The organism is Azospirillum sp. A29, from assembly GCF_042604625.1.
GTDB lineage: Bacteria > Pseudomonadota > Alphaproteobacteria > Azospirillales > Azospirillaceae > Azospirillum > Azospirillum palustre.
The window spans coordinates 308,164-327,426 of sequence record NZ_CP170470.1; the positions used below are offsets into that span (position 1 = coordinate 308,164).

The window sequence follows — 19,263 nt, forward strand, 5'->3', positions numbered from 1 at the left end:
ACGGTCATCCTGCATTGCAGCACCCGTCCTGCGGAGTTCCTGTCCATGTCCTCCCCCAGTCTTGCCGGCCGTGACGACGGCCCCGCCATCCCGATCCTGTTCCAGTATGGCTTCCGCTTCTTCTTCCTGTTCAGCGGCGTGGCCGCGGTCGGGCTGCTGGCCGCCTGGCTGGGCGTGCTGGTGACCGGGGAATGGCCGGACCATGCGGCGGGCGCCAGCGCCTGGCATGCGCATGAGATGCTGTTCGGCATGGTGGTGGCCGCCGTCGCCGGCTTCCTGCTGACCGCGGTACCGAGCTGGACGGGAACCAAGGCGGTGTCCGGCGCACCGCTGATGGCGCTCGCGGCGCTGTGGATGGCCGGCCGCGTCGCCGTCTTCCCCTGGACCGGCATGCCGGAAGCGGTGGCGGCGGTGATCGACATCGCCTTCCTGCCGGGGCTCGGCATCGCGCTCGCCCGGCCACTGGTGAAGGCGGGCAAGTGGCGGAACAGCGCCTTCCTGATCCTGATCGGGCTGCTGACCGCCGCCAATATGCTGATCCATCTGGACTGGCTGGAGATGCTGGACGGCGGGGCGGATGCCGGCTTCGCGCTGGGGCTCGGCATCATCCTGATGATGGTGACGGTGATCGGCGGGCGCATCCTGCCGGCCTTCACCCGCAACGGGCTCGGCAAGGCGGGCCTGGGCGTGCGGTCCTGGCCGATGGTGGAGCGGCCGACGCTGGTTCTGACACTGGCGCTGATCCCGGCGACGATGGTGGCCCCGGAGTCGGCGGTCACCGGACTGATCGCACTCGCCGCCGCGGTGGCCCATGCCGTGCGGCTGGCCGGCTGGCAGGGCTGGAAAGCCTGGCGCTCGCCGATCCTGTGGATCCTGCATGTCGGCTATCTGTGGGTGCCGGTGGCGCTGACCTTGCGCGGGCTGCATGCCCTGGCCGGTCTGCCCGCTGCTTCGGGAACCCATGCGATGACGGTCGGCGCCTTCGCCACGCTGATCCTGGCGGTGATGAGCCGCGCCTCGCTCGGCCACACCGGGCGGCCGCTGACGGTGACGCGGGCGACGGTCGCCGCCTATGTGCTGCTGACGGTCGCCGCGGTCGGCCGCACCGCCTCGCCGCTGCTGCCGGTGGACTGGGTATGGGCGGCGCTGCAATGGTCGGGCTATGCCTGGGTCGCGGCCTTCGCCCTGTATCTCGTCGCCTACGCCCCGGTCCTGCTGTCGCCGCGGGCAGATGGGCGGCCGGGCTAACGGGCGGCCGGGCTGAGCAGGACCGAGGGGAGGAGTTTGCAGTGGGGCGTTATGCCCCACCGCGGAAATAACGGTCGATGGCGTCGGTCATCTCGACCTCGCGGAAAGGCTTGGTCAGGACCGGGCGGTTCTGATGGCTCTTCGGCAGACCCGCCGCGCCATGACCGGTGGTGAAGACGAAGGGGATGCCCTCGGCGCCCAGAGCGTCGGCGACGCTGTCGACGCGCTCACCGCGCAGGGTGACGTCCAGCAGGGCGGCGTCGATGCCGCCCTTGGCGATCAGGTCCAGCGCCTCCGCCACCGTGCCGGCGGGGCCGACGACGACGACATTCTGGACTTCCAGCGAATCCTCTATGGCCATGGCCACCAGCGGTTCGTCTTCGACGAGCAGGATGCGCAGGGGCTTGGATCGGTCGGCTTCCATGGACAGGCGGCTCGCTGCTGGTCAAAGCGGTGGTCGGCGGTCAGATGGGGGTCGCAATCCCATCCGGCAACCGGCGTGAGCTTTTCCGTTCAGCCGTCCGCTTGTCCACCCCGACCTTGGTCATCGCCCATTGGGCCATTGGCAAGCTCGGGCTGGACTATCACCCCAGATCATCAAGTGCCTGTTGGAGGGAGGGATAGAGCGCCTCCACCAGCGACCCGTCCGGCCGAACCGGCGACGGCAGGACGTCGGCCCCTTGCAGCGCGCGGGCCAGGGGCAGGCCGCCGACCTCGACGAAGCCGCCGCGCTCGCCATACTGGCCGACGATCCAGTCCTTGACCGCCGGGTCGCCGTCCAGCGCGTTGTTGTGCGAAATCATCGCATGGGTGCCGTCGTCGGACCGGCGATACCAGGCATGGCTGCCGTCGCCCAAATCCATCGGCGCGAAGCCGGCCGCGGTCATCGCCTGGCGAACCGCCGGCCGCACCCGGTCAATCCTCACCCCGGGCCGCGTGCCGGCCCATTGGTCGAGATCATCCGCAAGCTCGCTCATGGTGCCTCTCTGGTCATTGTCCTGATGGAACAACGCGTCAGGGAAGCTTTTGTGCCATGCCCACCTGTCCGAATGTGGAGGCCGCACTGCCCGATGGGTGCTGCCCAACCGTCGGCTTATCCGTTCAGATGGCGATTGGCGTGCGCGCGGCCAGGGCGGCGAGCGAGCGGTCGAGCAGGTCGTAGAGCCGCCCTTCCTGTTCCAGAACCGCGGCGGCGGGGGCGTGTTCCAATTCCTTCGCCAGCCGGCCGAGGGCGGCGGCGCCGAGATTGAGCGAGGTGCCCTTCAGCGTGTGGGCGGTGCGGTTGTGCGGCTCCCCGGCGCGGGCCTGGGCGATCATGCCGTCGATGGTCTTGCGGCCATTCTCGGTGAAGCCGGCGATGGAGGCGGTCCAGTCGTCGGCCGTCAGCACCTCCAGCAGCAGCGACACCTGCTCTTCGTCCAACAGGTCGGCGTCCGGGATATCGGTCATGTCAGCCTCCGGGGACGGGGATTCGGGAGCGGCCGGCTTGGAAGTGGCCTGTTGGGAAACAGCGGGCAGGCCGCTGCCCAGCACCGAAGCCATTTCGGCGAAGAGCAGGGCGGGACGCAAGGGCTTGGTGACGAAGCCGTTCATTCCCGCCGACAGGCATTCCGGCCGCGAACTGCCCGACGCATGGGCGGTCAGCGCCAGGATCGGCACGCGGCCCTTGTCTCCCGGCAGGTCGCGCACGCGGCGGGTGGCGGTCAGCCCGTCCATGCCCGGCATCTGGATGTCCATCAGCACGAGGTCGAAGGGCTGGTCGCGCACCATGCGCACCGCCTCTCCGCCGCTGGCGGCCAGGGCCACGCTGTGGCCGGCGCGTTCCAGGATGCCGCGGACGATGTCGCGGTTCACCTCGATATCGTCGACCGCCAGCACGCGCAGCGGCGGCAATGCTGCGACGCGCGCGGCCTCGCCCAGGCTGGTGCCGTGGCCGGCGTCGATGCGGCGCAGCGCCGACGGATCGCCGGGACCGGCGACGATGGTGAAGCGGAAGACGCTGCCGCGGCCGGGAGCGGTGTCGACGGCGATGCTGCCGCCCATCAGCAGGCAGAGGTCGCGGCAGATCGCCAGCCCCAGCCCGGTGCCGCCATAGCGCCGGGTGATCGAGCTGTCGGCCTGGGTGAAGCGGTCGAACAGGGTCGGCACCGAGTCGGGCGCGATGCCGATGCCGGTATCCTCCACCTCGAACTCCAGCAGGAAGGAGTCCGGGCGGCCGTAGGGGACGAACTCGGCAGGGTCGCGGTCCAGCCGGCGCACCCGCACGGCGATGTGTCCCTCCTCGGTGAATTTCACCGCGTTGCCGACCAGATTGAACAGGATCTGGCGCAGCCGGGCCGGGTCGGTGACGATCACCTCCGGCACCGACGGCATCAGCCGGGCCGACAGGTCCAGCCCCTTGTCGGTGGCGTTCGGGCGCAGCACCTCCAGCACGCCGTCGATCAGCTGGGGCAGGGCGCAATCCGCCTCCTCCAGGTCGATGCGGCGGGCCTCCAGCTTCGACAAATCCAGAATGTCGTCCAGCAGCCGCAGCAGCGTTTCGGCCGACCGGCGGGCGACGTCGGCCAGCCGCTTTTCCTCCGCCGGCAGGGAGGCGTCGGTCAACAGGGTCAGGCTGCCCAGCACGCCGTTCATCGGGGTGCGCAGCTCGTGGCTGACGGTCGCCAGGAATTCGGTCTTCGACCGGCTGGCGGCTTCCGCCGTCTCCTTGGCCTGGAGCAGCTGTTCGGCGGCGCGCCGCGGCTCGGTCACGTCGATGCACAGCCACAGCTTGCCGATGGCGGTCCCGGCGGCGTTGCGCACCGGCACATTGTGCCAGCTGACGATTCGCCCGTCGGTCAGCGTCATCTCGCGCCGCTCGTCGCCGTCCACCGCTGACAGCAGCGTGTGGTCGGTGTCGCGCGGCGCGTTGCAGGCATTGGCCAGCGTCTCGTCCAGCCGGTGGCCGACCGGCGCCCCGGCACTGGCGAACAGGGCGGAGAAGGCCGGGTTGGCATAGGCGATGCGCCCGTCGCCGCCGACGAACAGCACGCCGAAATCCATCGCCGACAGCAGGGCCGAGAGGCGGGCGCGCTCGTGCTCCACGTCGCGGGCGAGCGCCTCCTGCTCGTCCAGCGCCACGGTCAGCTGGTCGACGCGCTCCTTGATGGCGTGGGACATGGTATTGAAGGCGGCCCCCAGCCGGCCGATGTCGTCGTCGCCCTCCGCCAGCGCCGGCGGGCTGTAATCGCCGGCCGCCACCCGTTCGCTGGCCCGCGCCAGCGCCGCCAGATGGCGGGTCAGCCACAGGCCGAGCAGGGTCAGCAGCCCGGCCGACAGCAGGATCTCCGACAGGGCGATGGCGATGCCCTGGGTCAGCAGGTCCCGCCGCGCCTGGACGATGTGGGCCAGATCCAGGCCGAACTGCACCGTGCCCAGCTTCTGCCCGGCCAGCGCCACCGGCACCGTCACGTCATAGCGGGCGACGCCGTCCTTGGCATCCAGCGTCGACGCCGGGTCGGGGGCCGGCAGGCCGCGGTCCAGCCGCCAGCCGCTGGTCGCCACCAGCTTGCCCTTGCTGTCGGCGACGGCGAGATAGAGCACGCCGCCGGTGGAGCGGCTTTCGTCCAGCACCGCCTGCAGGGTCGCGTAGTCGCGCTGGGCCAGCGGCGCCACCAGGGCGGCGTTCAGCACCGGCGCCACCTGTTCCGCATGCAGCCTGGCCTGTTCGGCGAGGCTGCCGTAGAGCAGGCGCACGCTGTTGGCGACCAGCAGGGTCAGCATGATCGCCTCGACCGCCATGGCGGCGGCCAGCATGCGCCCGCGCAGCGTCTTCCAGGGCGCCAGACGGGACAGGATCATTTCCCGGCCTTCAGGACGCTCCGGACCTCGTCGGCCAGCGGCTCCATCGCCTCCAGCTCCTCGTCGGTGACCGGGCGGTAGCCACCCAGCTGGTTGGCGTCGAAATAGGTCCGGCCCTCCGCGGTTTCGCCGAAGGCGAACAGCGCCTTGCGCAGCGGCTCCAGCAGGGTGGCCTGCTTGCCGTTCAGCATGTAGACGCGCCCGGCCATCGACCGGCTTTCGGCGATGGTGGACAGCTGTGCCTGCACCTCCGGCGCCAGCTTGGCGCGGTTGGCCAGCGACATGAAGCCGGCCGACGCGTCGCCGGCCAGGATCAGCTGGGCCACGCTGTCGGCGGCGCTGACATAGCGCAGCTGGATGTTCGGCAGCTTCTGCTCGGCCAGCCAGTGCTGGCCCCACAGGGTGACCAGCGACGACGGGCTGAGTCCCAGCACGGTGGTGCCGGCCAGCGACTGCACCGTCCGGTAGGGCCCCTTGGCCGCCGTCACCAGCACGGCGCGGAAGTCCGATCTGTAGGTCAGCAGCGGCAGGTAACCGGCATCCTTGCGCAGCATCTCCGCTTGGTGGCCGGTGGTCACGGCGATGTCGTATTCCTGCTCGACCGCCCGGCGGGCGAAGGAGGTGAAGTCGGGCGCCGTCACGATCTCCACCGGCCGGCCCAGCGCCGCCTCCACCGCGCGGCGGACCGGCTGGTACTGTTCGATGATGACGCGGGCGCTGGTGTGCGGGGCGATGCCGATGCGGAACGCTTGCTCCTCCGCCTGCGCCGGGGACGGCGCGGTGGCCGCCAGGCCGCACAACACGGCGGAACAGAGCGCGGCGAGGCGGGCGAACAGTCGCTTGGTCATGGCGTTTCGATCCCCACGGACTGCGGTTGTGAAATGCCGGCGCTTGGACGGACAGCATTCGTAACGGCGACGGCCCGAACGGTGGTCTACGACGAAAGATATAACATTCGATAAATGCCGCAGGTAGGGCCAAGAGCGCACAGGGTGGCCTTTGCCGGGCATGAGCCGGCCAAACACCCGTGGCCGGCGACGCCCCTTGAAACTTTGATCGTCACCGTCTGCATCATTCCAGCGGCCAGGCGCAACTTTGGAACGGCGGCCGGACGGGATTCTGCGCGAAGCCAAGAAAGATCACGCTTTGGTTGCGGATCGGTCCGTTATGTGTCGGAGAGCCCGCATTACCCTCCGCATAGCCACCGAGGACCCCCGCCCGTGCCGGATCGAGCCCAGGACCCGCAGTCCGCCATCTGCCGCGCCATCCGCCTCCTGCGCAGCCACAGCCGCGGCTGCGACAGCGTCGAGACCCGGCGCCTGCTGATCCATACGGAACGCTGGATGATCTGGATGCTCCGCCGCGAGGAGGGCGAGGACCTGCCGGTGCCGGCGGAACTGGCGGGGTGAGAGGCCCCGAAAGAAAGCCCCGAACGAAAACAGGCCCCTCCCGGTCGGGAGAGGCCTGTTTCGTTGCACGGTGCCCGACGGCGCGTCAGGTCGTGCTGCGCAGCTGCTCCGCCCGGCTGGAGCGCGAGGCGGCGTAGTGGTCCTTGGCCAGCAGGGTGTAGACCGCCGGCAGGACGAACAGGGTGAACAGCGTGCCGATCAGCATGCCCGACACGATGACCAGACCGATGGAGAAGCGGCTGGCCGCACCGGCGCCCGCCGCGGTCAGCAACGGCAGCAGGCCGACCACCATCGCCGCGGTGGTCATCAGGATCGGGCGCAGGCGGACGCGGGCGGCATGCTCGATCGCGGTGCGGCGGTCGACGCCCTCGTTGAGCTGCATCTCGCGGGCGAACTCCACCAGCAGGATGCCGTGCTTGGAGATCAGGCCGATCAAGGTCACCAGACCGACCTGGGTGTAGATGTTCATGGTGGCGACGCCGAAGAACAGCGGCAGCAGCGCGCCGCAGATCGACATCGGCACCGACACCAGGATCACCAGCGGGTCGCGCAGCGATTCGAACTGCGCGGCCAGCACCAGATAGATCACGATCAGCACGAAGGCGAAGGTGATCATCAACTGGCTGCCCTCCGTCACGAACTGGCGCAATTCCGACAGGTAGGCGTGGTTGAAGCCGGCTGGCAGCTGGGTGCGCGCCTGCTCCTCCAGGAAGTCGACGACCTGGCCCATCGACACGCCTGGCATCGGCACGGCGGAGAAGGTGGCCGACGGCAGCTGGTTGTACTTGTTCAGCGCGTTGGGCTCCACCGCCGTTTCGACCGACACCACGGTGGACAGCGGGATTTGGGCGCCCGATCCGGAGGTGACGTAATAGTTGGTCAGCGATTCCGGCGTCAGGCGCTCGGCCCGCGGCACCTGGGGAATGACCTCGTAGGAGCGGCCGTTCAGGTTGAAGCGGTTGACGTAGTTGCCGCCGACCAGCACCGACAGCGTGCTCGACACCGACTGCATGGTCAGTCCGAGATCGGCCGCCTTGGCGCGGTCGATCTTAAGCCGGACGACCGGGCTGTCATATTGCAGGTCGCTGTCGGTGACGATGAACATGCCGCTCTTGGTGGCGGCATCCTTGATCCGCTCGATGGCGTCGAAAATGGTGCGGTAGTCGCCGGGGCTGGAGATCACCATCTGCACCGGCAGGCCGCCGGTGGATCCCGGCAGGGCCGGCGGCGACACCAGGAACACGTTGATGCCCGTCACCTTGCCCAGCTCGGCCTGGGCCAGCGGCTGCAATTCCTTGGCCGACCGTTTGCGCTCGCCCCACGGCTTCAGGATCATGCCGGCGAAGCCCTGGTTGAGGGTGGGCAGGCCGGTCAGGATGAAGCGGGTGTCGGTCTCCGGGAAGGCGGCGAAGGTCTCGTCGATCTGCTTGCCGAAGCTGTCGATATAGTCGAGGTTGGCGTATTGCGGCCCCTTGGAGATGCCGAACAGGATGCCCTGGTCCTCTTCCGGCGCCAGTTCCGACATGGTGTTGGCGAACAGGTAGCCGACCGACAGCAGGATACCGACCGCGAACAGCAGGGTCGCGGCGCGATAGTCGAGCATGCCGTGCAGCCGCCGCTCGTACCAGCCTGCCAACCGTTCGAACTGACGGTCGAGGAAGGCGGCGAAGCGGCCCGGCTTGCCCTCCTTCAGGATGATCGAGCACATCATCGGCGACAGGGTCAGCACCACGACGCCCGAGACGATCACCGACGCGGCCAGCGTGAAGGCGAATTCACGGAACAGCGCGCCGGTCAGGCCGCCCAACAGGCCGATGGGGGCGTAGACCGCCGCCAGCGTGATGGTCATGGAAATGACCGGCCCGATGATTTCCCGCGCGCCGATCAGCGACGCGGCGACCTTCGACTTGCCGTGCTCGATATGCCGGTGGATGTTCTCCACCACCACGATGGCGTCGTCGACCACGAGGCCGATGGCGAGCACCATCGCCAGCAGGGTCAGCAGGTTCAGCGAGAATCCCAGCGCCAGCATGAAGGTGGCCGCGCCGACGATGGACAGCGGAATCGTCACCACCGGGATCAGAACCGACCGCAGGCTGCCGAGGAACAGGAAGATGACGACGATGACGATGGCGACCGCCTCCAGCAGCGTCTTCACCACCTCGTCGATGGAGGCCTGGATGAAGCGGGTGCTGTCGTAGACGATCTCCATGTTCATGTTGGGCGGCAGATTGCGCCGCAGGTCGGACTCCATCTTGCGGATGTCGGCGACGATGTTCAGCGGGTTGCCGGTTGGGGTGGCGTCGACGCCGATGAAGATCGCCTGCTGCCCGTTCATCGCCACGCTGGCGTCGAAGCTCTTGGAGCTGAGTTCGACCGTGGCGATGTCGCGCATGCGCACCAGCGCCCCGTCCTTCGCCTTCACCACCATGTCGCGGAACTGCTCGACGTCGGTCAGGCCGGTGTTGGCGGTGACGTTGGAGATGACGAAGACGCCCTTGGTCTGGCCGGGGGCCGACTGGTAGTTGTTGGCGGTGATCGCCGCCGAGACGTCGGCCGGCGAGATGTTGCGCGCCGCCATCTTGACCGGGTCGAGCCACAGCCGCATGGCGAAGGTCTGGCCGCCGAGGATTTGGGCGCGGGCGACGCCCTCCACCGTGGACAGCACCGGCTGCACCACGCGGGTCAGGTAGTCGGAGATCGCCGCTCCCGACAATTCGGGGCTGGAGAAGCCCATATAGAGGATCGAGGTCGTCTCGCCGGTCGATTTCAGGATGACCGGGTCGTTGGCCTCGCGCGGCAGCTGGTATTTGACCTGCTGCACCTTCGCCATCACGTCGGTCATCGCGACGTTGGGGTCGAAGTTCAGCCGGACATAGGCGGTGACGACGCTCTGCCCCTGGGTGGAGGAGGAGGTCAGATAGTCCAGGCCCTCGGCCGAGGAGACCGCCTGTTCGATCGGCGTGGCGATGAAGCCCTGCATCAGCTCCGGCGAGGCGCCGGGATAGCTGGTGGTCACGGTGATGACCGTGTTCTGCAGCTGGGGATACTGCCGGATCGGCAGCTCCAGCAGCGCGCGGGCCCCGATCAGCAGGATCAGCAGGCTGACCACGAGCGACAGGACGGGCCGGCGGATGAAGATGTCGGTGAAGCTGCCCATGGCGTCGGCCTCAGTTCTGCGGCAGGGTCTGCGGCGGGGTCAGCGGATTCTTCTCCGCCGGAACCACGGCCGCACCGTTGGCGAGCTTCAGCTGGCCCGACACCACGACGCGGTCGCCGGCTTTGATGCCCTCGCGGATCTCCACGCGGTTGGCGAGGCGGTCGCCGATCTTGACCGGCTTGCGCTCCACCACCAGCTGCTCCTTGCCGTCCTGGGTCTTCTGCTGGGTGGCGACGAAGACGGAATCGCCGTAGACCGTGTAGTCGACCGCGGTTTCCGGAACGGTCAGCGTGTTGGGCTGCGGCGGCAGGACGACGCGGACATTGGCGAACATGCCCGGCCGCAACTGGCGCTCACGGTTGTCCATGGTCGCCTGCACCTTGACGGCCCGGGTGTCGGCGCTGACCTGCGGCTCGATGGTGGTGATCTTCGCCTCGAAATCGCGGCCCGGCAGGGCATCGACGTTGATTAGTACGCCCTGGCCGACCGACAGCTTGGTGAAGCTCTGCTCCGGCAGGGTGAAGTTGATGTAGAGCTGCGACAGGTCGGTCAGCGTCACGATGGTGGCACCGGGATTGACGTAGTCGCCGACATTGACCTGCCGGATGCCGAGTTCGCCGTCGAACGGCGCCTTGATCAGCTTCTGGCCGATCAGGGCGCTGGTGCGCTTCATGTTCGCGTTGGTCTCGTCGAGCTGTGCCTGATACTGGTCGACGTTGCTCTGAGGCGTCGCCTGGCTGCGGCGCAGGTCGCGGTAGCGCTCCAGGTTCAGCTCGGCCAGACGCGCCTGGGCGCGCTGGGCCAGCAGGTCGGCCTGCTCGGTGGCGTCGTTCAACTGCACCAGCGGGTCGCCGGCCTTGACGCGGGAGCCCGATTCGAAGGGGATGCGGTCGATGCGCCCGGCGACCTCGGGGGCCACCGTCACCTGTCGCGCCGCCTGGAGCGTGCCGATGGCCGACAGGTATTTCGGGATGGTCTGTACCGTCGCCTCGGCCAGCGCCACCGGGGTGGGCGGCGGCTTGTTGTTGGCGAAGAAATCGGCGATGGCCTTGGCGCGGAAGGTGTTGAAGCCGTACAGCCCCGCACCCAGCAGCCCCAGCACGATCAGCGTGATGACGATGCGCACGGTCAGCCGCCCGCGCGTCACCGGCTTGCGCGGCGGCGGCGATGTCGGGGGAGGCGCCCCGCGACCCGGCTCGGACGCCGGGTGGCCGAATGACGTCTCGGTCTTTGGCGAATGGTCCAGGGTCACGTTCGGCTACTCCGGTCTCTCGGGTGTGGGTTCGTCATTCTTGGCTGCGCCATTTATGGGCTCGGCTGCACCATTTGCCGGCGGCTCCGGCGGCGGCTGGGAAGGCACGAAGGGAAAGCGTCCGCCGCCTTCGTGGGCGGCAATCGCGGTGTCACGCAGGCCGAGCCCGCGCAGGATGAACCAGATGGTCTGGCGCGCGAGGTCGGGACGGCCGCAAGGATAAGGGACGATGGCCCCGCCGGACAGGCAGACGGTCGCCATCATCTCGCACAGATGCTCGGCAAGCCAGAATCCGTTCTCCGCATCGACCGGACCCGGCAGCCGGTCGCCGGCGGCGGTCGCAGCCTCGATGGAGGCGGCGAAGCAGGGCAGGAAACGGCTGCGGATGCCTTCGAAGACCTGCCGCATGAACTCGCCGTCTTCCAACAGGCTAATGATCGACAGGCGGTGGCGGGCGCGCTCGTCCGGATCGGCCGGCAGCTCGATCACGAAGTAGTTCACCATGCCCTGGATCATCTGCACCAGCGTGCCGGTGCTGGGCGGCAGCGACACCAGCCGTTCATATTCCGGATCGCCGTCGATGCAGCAGAGGAAGATCGATTCGTAGAGCAAGGCCTTGGATGGGAAATGCTTGAAGATCAGCGCCTCCGACACGCCGGCGGCCTGCGCGATCTCCTTGGTGGTGGTCGCGGCGAAGCCCTTGCGCGCGAACAGCGGCAAGGCGGCGTCGAGGATCGCCCGCTTGCGGGCGTGGCTGTCGAGGCGCGGGGCCATCAGAAGGGGGCCATCGAAGGGTGCCGGGTCGGTCGCTTGTGATAAGTGAGTGCTTACTCACCTTGCTGGCGGAGATATAGCCCGGGTGCGGCATCCTGTCCATGGGGTTCGGATGGATGGCCGCCAGTCTCCTGCCCGGCCCCTGACAAGGACGGCCGGGGACGGCACCGGAGGCGTTGTGCCTGTACTCGCGGTTACAGCGGCTGCAACGGCATCGTCAGCGTCACCCGGGTGCCGGCATGCTGACGGTCATGATGCAGCAGCGCCCCCAGGCTGGCCGCCATCGCCTGGACGATGCGGGTGCCGAGGCCGGTTCCCTTGGGCGCATCGTCACCGGAAAAGCCGACCCCGTCATCCTCCACGCTCACCGACAGCTGCCCCCCGGCGGCAATTGCCCGGACGCGGATGCTGCCGAACCGGCCTTCGGGATAGGCATATTTGCAGGCGTTCGTGACCAGCTCGGTCACGATCACCGCCAGGGACACCGCCTTGTCGGTCGGCACCGAAACCTCGTCGGCGAGGACGACGAAGCTGTCCGGGCGGCGGGATGCCATGGCGGTGTGCATCTCGGCGAGCAGCGTTTCCAGATAGGCGTCGAACCGGACGGACCGCACATCGTCGGAGGTGTAGAGGCTCCGGTGGATGCCGGCGATCGCGGTGATGCGCGCCTGGGTTTCGTCCAGGGCGGCGCGGGCCATGGAATCGGACAGGCCCGACCGCTGCATCCGCACGAAGGCGGCGACCAGGGCCAGACTGTTGGCGACCCGGTGGTTGACCTCCTTCAACAGCAGTTCCGCCCGATCCCGCGCGGCGCGCACCTCCTGCTCCGCCCGTTCGCGTTCGCGGCGCAGCTGGGCCTTCTCGAGGGCCTGCTCGATGGCGGCCGCCAGCAGGTCGAAGAATCCTTCTCCGGCTTCCTTGGGAACGTAATCGTCCGCCCCGGCCTTCAGCGCCGCGACGGCCACGCGCGTATCGCCGGCGCCGGTGACGTAAACGACCGGCGGGGCGTTCTCGCGCGCCAGCAGGGCGGGCAGTATGTCCAGCCCGGTCGCCCCTGGCATCTCGTGGTCCAGCCCGACCACCGCGATGCCGCCCCGTTCCAGCCGTTCCAACCCGTCCTGGCCGTCCTTCGCCCACTCCACCGCGTAGCCGCGCCGTTCGAGCCTCCGCTGCACCAGCCGGGCCATGGCAGCGTCGTCGTCGATGTAGAGGATGCGTATGGCCGGCTCGGTCATGCTTCCGCCTCGGGTACCTGGATGACGGAGAAGAACAGCCCCAGCTGCCGGATCGCGGTGGCGAAGCTTTCGTAGTTCACCGGCTTGGTGATGTAGACGTTGGCGCCGATGTCGTAGCAGCGCTGGATTTCCTGCCGGTCGTCGGTGGTGGTCAGCACCACGACGGGGAAGCGTTTGGTGTGGGGGTTCGCCTTGAGCCTGGACAGGATATCGACGCCGGTCATGTCCGGCAGGTTCAAATCCAGCAGGATCAGAAGTGCCCGGCCCGCGCTGGCCTGTCCGCTTCCGTCCGGACCGAACAGGTAATCGAGGGCGCTGGTGCCGTCGGTAAAGGGCACGATCTCGTTGGTGACGCCGGCCCGCCGGATGTTCTTCTCGATCAGGCGGGCGTGTCCCTCGTCGTCCTCGATCATGACGATGCACACCGTCTGGGGGTCACGCATCATGAGCGGGTTTCTCCGAAGGAAGGGCGAGAATTTCAGGAAGGCTTATGCGAAAGATACTGCCCTGTCCAGGAACCGAATCGACGGTGACGTCGCCTTGCAGGCGCCGGACGAGCGTGCGGACATAGGCGAGGCCGATTCCCTCTCCCGGACGGTCCTGCACGCCGGAGCGGCGGAACAGCTCGAATATGCGCTCGTGATCCTGGGCTGCGATGCCGCGGCCGTTGTCCGCGACCTCGAAGATCAGCAGGCCCGCCTCGGAGCGTCCGCGGATGGCGATCCGGCCGGACCGGGCCGGATTGAGATATTTGATCGCATTGTCCAGCAGGTTCCCGAACACCTGCTCCAGGGCGAGCCGGTCGGAGACGAGCGGCGGCAGGGGGGCGGTGATGTCGATGGCGCAGCGCAGTTCGCCGGCCCGGTGGCGGAAGCTGGCGACCACGTTCTCCAGGAGCGCCTGCATGGAGAGGGGTTCGGGGTTCAGCGTCCGGCTTCCCTGGCGCGACAGGGCGAGGATGGCGTTGATCAGGCGGTCCATCTTCGTCGTCGATGTGCGGATGAAGCCGATGGCCTCCGGCATGTCCTCGGCGACCGCCCGCCGCGCCTCCGCTGCGGTGGCATCGTCGCTGTCCGCCGGCCGGCGGGCGAGGTCGGCGGTCACGCTGGCCAGTCCCGCCTCGAACTCGCTGGTGAAGCCCATCACGTTGACCAGTGGCGCCCGCAGATCGTGGCTGACGATGTAGGCGAAGCGCTGGATCTCGTCGTTGGCCCGCTGCAACTCCATGGTGCGGTCCGACACGCGCTGTTCCAGGGAATCGTTGAGGGCCTGGATCGCCTGCTTCGCCTGCATGAGGGCGCGCGTGTAGCCGACCGCGATCCATACGGCGCCGCCGACGACCAGCAGGATGAACAGGCCGCCCAGGATCGCCACCCATCCCGACGTCCTGGCCTGCCCGGTCAGGGCGCGGAGCTGGGTGTCGAGCTGGGCATCGGCGGGGGTGATCAGGTCGGCGAGCGAGCGCCGGGCATCGTCCATCAGCCGCATGCCGCGACCGGTGCGCACGATGGCCAGGGAGTCGTCCCGGCGTCCGGCCTCCATCAGGGCGATGGTCTCCGCCAGCTCCTCCCGCTTGGCGGCGGCCAGACCGACGAGACGGTCAACGATGCGCAGCTCGCCGGCATCGCCGTCGACCAGCTCGCGCAGCCGGGCGATGGTGGCGTCCACCGCTGCGACCGCCGCCTCGTAGGGCTTGAGATATTGGCGGTCCTCGGTCAGCAGATAGCCGCGCTGTCCGATCTCGGCATCCTGCAACTGGCTGAGGAGGGTTCCTGCGGCGACGCGCAGGGACGTTATCCGGCTGACGGAGCGGGAATATCGCTGGGTGCTGTCCGCCAGCCATCCCGACATCATGATGATCGCCAGCAGCGCGAAGGCGGCGGCGAGCAGCATCAGAAGGGCACGGCGGGTGACTGTGCTGCCGGACGTGGGCATCGCGGAGAGCCGTGCGGTGCGAGGAAGAATTAGTCCCTCTACCAATTCGCGGCGGGGTTGGCAATCTGTTGACGGTTCAGCTCTTCCGGCGGCCTCATCGCCTCGGCGGCCGGCAGGCCCCGGCTGCCCGGCGGGAGAGGGTTTGCCGTCATGGACCGATCCAGATCGGCAGGATCGATGCGACCAGGAGAAGCGCCAGCGCAATGTTGAGGGCTCTCCATTGCCGGTCCCGGGTCAGCACGCGCCGGAGCATCTGGCCGCCCAGGCACCAGACCGACAGCGAGATCGAAGCGAAGCATCCGAACGCGACACCGAGAATAACTGCGACCTCGACCGGTCCGTCGCCAATCGACGAGAAGGATGCGGCTGCTCCGGTGGTCATCGCCCAGCCCTTCGGGTTGTAAAGGACAAGCCAGGCACCGCCTGTCAGGCTCGCCGGCTTGGCAACCGATCCGCTCGTCTTCGGAGCGCCCGTCCGTGACAGCTGAAGGGCCAGCCATAAAAGGTAAACCGTGCCTGCGATCTTGACCGCGGTCTGTATCGCCGGCACGGCAACGAATATGCCCTCGATCCCGGCCGCAGCGGCGGCGGCCATACCGGCGAGACCCAGCGATATGCCGGCGATTAGCGGAAGCGATCCCCGATAGCCGAAATTCATGCCCGATGCGGTGGCGAGCGTTGTGGCGCCGCCGGGAGAAATCGTTGCCGCCAACACGAACAGCGCGAGACCGCCCAACGTCTGCATCCCCTTCACTCCCAACCCGATGACCTTAGGTCTGGTTAGAGCGCGCTGGGGAATTAGGGAATGGAATAATATTAATCCTTATCATTACGATATCTAATGCAGGCGGTGACTAACGACACCACCCCCATCTTTCGTCATTTTTTGAAGCTGTTGGGACGGACGAATGGTTTTCCGCAGCTGCACACTGGCCTTACAGTCAAGCCATCGACCTGACCGGAAGGAGCGTGCGCGCGATGGAGCCCATCCTGTGGGAATGGATCAACGCCCTGGCGCGGTGGCTGCATGTCATCACCGCCATCGCCTGGATCGGATCGTCCTTCTATTTCATCCATCTCGACGCCTCGCTGCGCCGCCGGGCAGGGGCGCCGGCCGGGACGGCGGGCGACGCCTGGCAGATCCATGGCGGCGGCTTCTACCACATGACCAAATACATGGTCGCCCCGCCGCAGCTGCCGGAGGAGCTGACCTGGTTCAAGTGGGAATCCTACGCGACGTGGCTCAGCGGCTTCTTCCTGATGTGCGTGCTCTACTACCGCGGCGCCGACCTGTTCCTGATCGACCAGGACGTGCTGGCGCTCGCCCATTGGCAGGCAGTGGCGATCAGCGTCGGCGCGCTGGTGGCGGGCTGGGTCGCCTATGACCTGATGTGCAAGTCGCCCCTCGGCCGCAACGACGGGGCGTTGGCGGTCGCCGGCTTCGTCATGCTGGTGGCGACCGCCTGGGGCATGACGAAGATCTTCAGCGGGCGCGGCGCCATGTTGCAGGTCGGTGCCCTGATGGCGACGATGATGGCCTGTAACGTCTTCATGCTGATCATCCCCAACCAGCGCAAGACGGTGGCCGCCATGCTGCGCGGCGAGACGCCTGACCCGTCGCTGGGCAAGAAGGCCAAGCAGCGCTCGCTGCACAACAACTACCTGACCTTACCGGTCGTCTTCCTGATGTTGTCCAACCATTACCCGCTGGTCAGCTCCACCCGCTACAACTGGGTGATGGTGGCGCTGGTCCTGGTGGTCGGCACGGCGATCCGCCATTTCTTCAACAGCCGCCATGCCGGCAAGCCGACGCCCTGGTGGACCTGGGGGGTGGCCGCTGCCGGCATGCTGGGCTGCATCTGGCTCAGCACCATGGGGCCGGCGACCGCCGATACGGCTGCGGCGGCGCCGGTCAAGGTCGGCTATGCCCAGGTGGAGGAGATCGTCGCCACCCGATGCAGCATGTGCCATGCCGCCCAGCCGGTGTGGGAGGGCATCGCCACCCCTCCGCGCGGCGTCGTGCTGGAGGGCGACGGCATCCGCCGCCATGCCGAGCAGATCCGCCTGCAAGCCGGCTACAGCAGCGCCATGCCCCCCGCCAACATCACCGGAATCACCCCGCGGGAGCGGGCGGTGTTGGCGGCGTGGTCCGGGGACATTAAGTAACCCTCCCTCATAGCACTCCATCGAACCGGACCTCCATGCCCGACCAGTCTATCGCTGCCCCCGTTTCCGCCGCCATCCGCGGGCGCCTGCTCAGCTTCCATCGCGCGCCCGCCGGGCCGGGCGATCTCGATTGCCTGACCTATCGTGAGGACGGGCTGCTGCTGGTCGGGGCGGACGGGCGGATTTTGGAGACCGGCGACTGGGCCGACCTGCGCGGCCGGGTTCCGGACGGGGTGGCGGTCGACGACCACAGCGGCAAGCTGGTTCTGCCGGGCTTCATCGACACCCACATCCATTTCCCGCAGACCCAGGTCATCGCCTCCTACGGCGCCCAGCTGCTCGACTGGCTGGAGAAATACACCTTCATCGAAGAGCAGCGCTTCGCCGACCCGGCCCATGCCGCCGCCAACGCATCCTTCTTCATGGACGAACTGCTGCGCAACGGCACGACCACGGCGGTGGTCTACGGCTCCGTCCATCCGCAGTCGGTCGATGCCCTGTTCGCCGAGGCCGAGGCGCGCGGCGCCGGACTGATCGCCGGCAAGGTGATGATGGACCGCCATGCGCCCGCCGCCCTGACCGATACGGCCGAGAGCAGCTACCGCGACGGCAAGGACCTGATCGGCCGCTGGCATGGGACCGGGCGCCAGCGCTACGCCGTGACGCCGCGCTTCGCCATCACCTCGACCGAGGCGCAGCTGGAGGCGGCCGGCGCGCTGCTGCGCGAGCATCCCGGCGTCCACCTGCAGACCCATCTGTCGGAGAACACCGACGAGATCGCCGAGGTCGGCCGGCTGTTCCCCGGCGCGCGCGACTACACCGACGTCTACGACCGCTTCGGGCTGCTGGGGCCGACTTCGTTGTTCGGCCACTGCATCCATCTGTCGGAAGCGGAGATGGCCCGTTTGTCGGAGAGCGGCTCGGTCGCCGTCTTCTGCCCGACCAGCAACCTGTTCATCGGCAGCGGCCTGTTCGACCTCGACGCCCTGTCGAAGCCGGAGCGGCCGGTGCGCACCGCCATCGCCACCGATGTCGGCGGCGGCACCAGCTATTCCATGCTGCGCACTGCGGCGGAGGCCTACAAGGTGTTGCAGCTGCGGCGCCAGAACCTGCCGGCGCTCGCAGCACTGCACTGGATGACCCGCGGCAATGCCGAGGCGCTGGGCATGGCCGGCGAGATCGGCAGCCTGGAGCCCGGCCGTTGGGCCGACCTCGTCGTGCTCGATCCCGCCGCGACGCCGGCTATGCGACATCGCATGAAGGCGGTGGATGGCGATCTGGAGGAGGAGCTGTTCATCCAGGTGACTTTGGGCGACGACCGCTCGGTGGCCGCCACCTACCTGCGCGGCTGCAATTCGCACCTGCGGCAAACCGGCGCTTGACCCAAGCCCCTAGTCCCTGTAGGACTTCCGCCGTCATTGGGGAGTAGCCACCCGCCGGCAGCGATCCGGTGGGGTTCGCGTCAACAGACTTGGATGGTTCCGGCCTCCGGCCGTTACCGCCATGGCGCGCACGGCGACCAGAGGGTCGACCCGGCGAGACCAGTGGATCGGACATCTCCGCGGCCAGCCGGAGTGCGTCCGGTTCCACTGTGTTGTCTGGCCCGGGAATAGCCATGATCGCCACGTCCCTCGCGCTCGCCTTCAGCCTTTCGATGGATAGCTTTGCCGCCGCCCTCGGCCGCGGGGCCTGTTCGCGCCGTGCCGGCCTGCCGGAAGCGGTGCGGGTGGGTGCCGCCTTCGGCGTCTGCCAGTTCGCCATGCCGCTGGTCGGCTGGGGCATCGGCATCGCCTTCGCCAGCCTTGTGGAATTGGTCGATCACTGGATCGCCTTCGGCCTGCTGCTGGCGGTTGGCGGCGCGATGCTGCGCAACGCCATCCTGGACGGCGAGGATGAGGGCGAGGAGGATTGCGGCCCGGTGCGCAGCGTGCGCGCCGAATGGCTGGCCCTGCTGACCACCGCCGTCGCCACCAGCATCGACGCCGCCGCCGTTGGGGCGGGGCTGGCGCTGGTCGATGTCGACATGGTGACGACCTCGGCGCTGATCGGCGTGGTGACCTTCGCCGTGGCCTTCGGCGGCGTGCTGATCGGCAAGGCCGCCGGCAACCATCTGGGACGCTGGGCGGAAATGGCCGGCGGCGTCGTACTGATCGGGCTGGGCGCGAAGATCCTGCTGGAGCACACGATGGGGTAAAGCGCTGTACCGGTCGGCGGGAGCGGCGTCGGAATAAAAGCCGATGCTCC

General features: G+C 68.2%; 16 protein-coding genes and 1 riboswitch. Of the genes, 5 read left to right on the forward strand and 11 right to left on the reverse strand.

Annotated features, from left to right (window positions below; all coding sequences use genetic code 11):
- The first annotated feature begins 45 nt into the window (after nt 1-45).
- The gene (locus ABNQ38_RS37170) at nt 46-1,248 is read left to right on the forward strand and encodes an NnrS family protein (RefSeq protein WP_377811470.1); all 1,203 of its coding nucleotides are present in this window, start codon (nt 46-48) and stop codon (nt 1,246-1,248) included.
- A gap of 49 nt (nt 1,249-1,297) precedes the next feature.
- On the opposite strand, the gene ABNQ38_RS37175 is transcribed toward ABNQ38_RS37170, so the two are convergent.
- The 4 genes from ABNQ38_RS37175 to ABNQ38_RS37190 form a co-directional block, all read right to left on the reverse strand.
- Nucleotides 1,298-1,672, reverse strand: a complete 375-nt coding sequence (locus tag ABNQ38_RS37175) for a response regulator (RefSeq protein WP_377811471.1) — start codon at nt 1,670-1,672, stop codon at nt 1,298-1,300.
- 160 nt (nt 1,673-1,832) lie between these two features.
- Complete coding sequence (locus ABNQ38_RS37180; RefSeq protein ID WP_377811472.1) at nt 1,833-2,225, reverse strand: hypothetical protein; 393 nt, start codon at nt 2,223-2,225, stop codon at nt 1,833-1,835.
- 124 nt (nt 2,226-2,349) lie between these two features.
- Complete coding sequence (locus ABNQ38_RS37185) at nt 2,350-5,088, reverse strand: ATP-binding protein (RefSeq protein WP_377811473.1); 2,739 nt, start codon at nt 5,086-5,088, stop codon at nt 2,350-2,352.
- Nucleotides 5,085-5,936, reverse strand: coding sequence for a phosphate/phosphite/phosphonate ABC transporter substrate-binding protein (locus ABNQ38_RS37190; RefSeq protein ID WP_377811474.1), 852 nt, complete (start codon nt 5,934-5,936; stop codon nt 5,085-5,087). Before ABNQ38_RS37190 ends, ABNQ38_RS37185 begins: the two co-directional genes overlap by 4 nt.
- 372 nt (nt 5,937-6,308) lie before the next feature.
- Between ABNQ38_RS37190 and ABNQ38_RS37195 the strand changes: the two genes are divergently transcribed.
- Nucleotides 6,309-6,497, forward strand: a complete 189-nt coding sequence (locus ABNQ38_RS37195; RefSeq protein ID WP_098736128.1) for a hypothetical protein — start codon at nt 6,309-6,311, stop codon at nt 6,495-6,497.
- An 85-nt stretch (nt 6,498-6,582) separates the two neighbouring features.
- On the opposite strand, the gene ABNQ38_RS37200 is transcribed toward ABNQ38_RS37195, so the two are convergent.
- The 7 genes from ABNQ38_RS37200 to ABNQ38_RS37230 all read right to left on the reverse strand — a co-directional run bounded on the left by ABNQ38_RS37200 (nt 6,583) and on the right by ABNQ38_RS37230 (nt 15,598).
- A complete protein-coding gene (locus tag ABNQ38_RS37200) occupies nt 6,583-9,657 on the reverse strand; it encodes an efflux RND transporter permease subunit (protein WP_377811475.1) in 3,075 nt (1,024 codons plus the stop codon).
- A gap of 10 nt (nt 9,658-9,667) precedes the next feature.
- Nucleotides 9,668-10,804, reverse strand: a complete 1,137-nt coding sequence (locus ABNQ38_RS37205; RefSeq protein ID WP_377811948.1) for an efflux RND transporter periplasmic adaptor subunit — start codon at nt 10,802-10,804, stop codon at nt 9,668-9,670.
- Nucleotides 10,805-10,915: 111 nt separating this feature from the next.
- Nucleotides 10,916-11,683 (reverse strand): TetR/AcrR family transcriptional regulator, encoded by a 768-nt coding sequence (locus tag ABNQ38_RS37210; RefSeq protein ID WP_377811476.1) that lies wholly within the window; start codon nt 11,681-11,683, stop codon nt 10,916-10,918.
- 194 nt (nt 11,684-11,877) lie between these two features.
- Nucleotides 11,878-12,918 (reverse strand): sensor histidine kinase, encoded by a 1,041-nt coding sequence (locus tag ABNQ38_RS37215; protein ID WP_377811477.1) that lies wholly within the window; start codon nt 12,916-12,918, stop codon nt 11,878-11,880.
- Nucleotides 12,915-13,364: a response regulator gene (locus ABNQ38_RS37220; RefSeq protein ID WP_377811478.1), complete on the reverse strand. Its 450-nt coding sequence runs from the start codon at nt 13,362-13,364 to the stop codon at nt 12,915-12,917. The genes ABNQ38_RS37215 and ABNQ38_RS37220 overlap by 4 nt, the downstream gene beginning before the upstream one ends.
- Entirely contained in the window at nt 13,354-14,853 is a 1,500-nt protein-coding gene (locus tag ABNQ38_RS37225) for a CHASE3 domain-containing protein (RefSeq protein WP_377811479.1), read from the reverse strand. Before ABNQ38_RS37225 ends, ABNQ38_RS37220 begins: the two co-directional genes overlap by 11 nt.
- Nucleotides 14,854-15,001: 148 nt before the next feature.
- Nucleotides 15,002-15,598: a LysE family translocator gene (locus ABNQ38_RS37230; RefSeq protein WP_377811480.1), complete on the reverse strand. Its 597-nt coding sequence runs from the start codon at nt 15,596-15,598 to the stop codon at nt 15,002-15,004.
- A gap of 233 nt (nt 15,599-15,831) precedes the next feature.
- On the opposite strand from ABNQ38_RS37230, the gene ABNQ38_RS37235 reads away from it, so the two are divergent.
- The 3 genes from ABNQ38_RS37235 to ABNQ38_RS37245 all read left to right on the forward strand — a co-directional run bounded on the left by ABNQ38_RS37235 (nt 15,832) and on the right by ABNQ38_RS37245 (nt 19,213).
- Entirely contained in the window at nt 15,832-17,019 is a 1,188-nt protein-coding gene (locus tag ABNQ38_RS37235; RefSeq protein WP_377811481.1) for a urate hydroxylase PuuD, read from the forward strand.
- A 35-nt stretch (nt 17,020-17,054) separates the two neighbouring features.
- A complete protein-coding gene (gene guaD / locus ABNQ38_RS37240; protein ID WP_377811482.1) occupies nt 17,055-18,401 on the forward strand; it encodes a guanine deaminase in 1,347 nt (448 codons plus the stop codon).
- Between the two features lie 26 nt (nt 18,402-18,427).
- Nucleotides 18,428-18,551: riboswitch (yybP-ykoY riboswitch) on the forward strand.
- 83 nt (nt 18,552-18,634) lie between these two features.
- Nucleotides 18,635-19,213 (forward strand): manganese efflux pump MntP family protein, encoded by a 579-nt coding sequence (locus ABNQ38_RS37245; RefSeq protein WP_377811483.1) that lies wholly within the window; start codon nt 18,635-18,637, stop codon nt 19,211-19,213.
- Nucleotides 19,214-19,263: the final 50 nt, after the last annotated feature.